Annotated in this window: 1 protein-coding gene; it reads right to left on the reverse strand. The window is 45.7% G+C overall.

What is annotated here, in order from left to right; genetic code table 11:
* Positions 1-644: 2-oxoacid:acceptor oxidoreductase family protein (locus PGX78_RS09075; RefSeq protein WP_270446637.1), on the reverse strand; the 644-nt coding region annotated here is incomplete at both ends.

The raw sequence follows: 644 nt of genomic DNA on the forward strand, positions 1-644 counted from the left end.
AATAACCTCGGACAACTTGAAGAACGCCGACTGCATAATCATGTTAATGCGTCCGCCCAAACCGATAGACTGAGCAATGCCTACACCGTCAAGGATATAGAACTGAACCTCGTTTTTGGCGATAGAGCGTTTCATAGCCGCCGGTAATTTTTCTTCCAGTTCTTCCGGTTTCCAAACCGTATTGAGAAGGAAGGTGCCGCCTTTTTTAATGCCTCTGAGCAAGTCATAGTTATATACATACGACTGTCTGTGACAAGCGATGAAGTCGGCACTGTTTACCAAATAAGGCATATTGATGGGACTGGAGCCAAAGCGTAAGTGAGATACGGTTACACCGCCGGATTTCTTCGAATCGTAAGCAAAGTATGCTTGTGCATACATATCCGTGTTATCGCCGATGATCTTGATAGCACTCTTATTTGCACCGACCGTTCCGTCAGAACCGAAGCCCCAGAACTTACAAGCTTTCAAGCCTTTAGCCGCCAAGTTAACTTCTTCTTTACGCGGTAAGGATTTAAAGGTTACGTCGTCGACAATGCTGAGCGTAAAGTCTGTCTTCGGCTCAGTTTCTTTCAGATTATCGAATACGGCAATAACGTCTGCCGGCAAGAATTCTTTGGAAGCAATACCGTAACGGCCGTTGT

The sequence above is a fragment of the Megasphaera sp. AF13-6AC genome, from assembly GCF_027685385.1.
Taxonomy (GTDB): Bacteria; Bacillota; Negativicutes; order Veillonellales; family Megasphaeraceae; genus Megasphaera; species Megasphaera micronuciformis.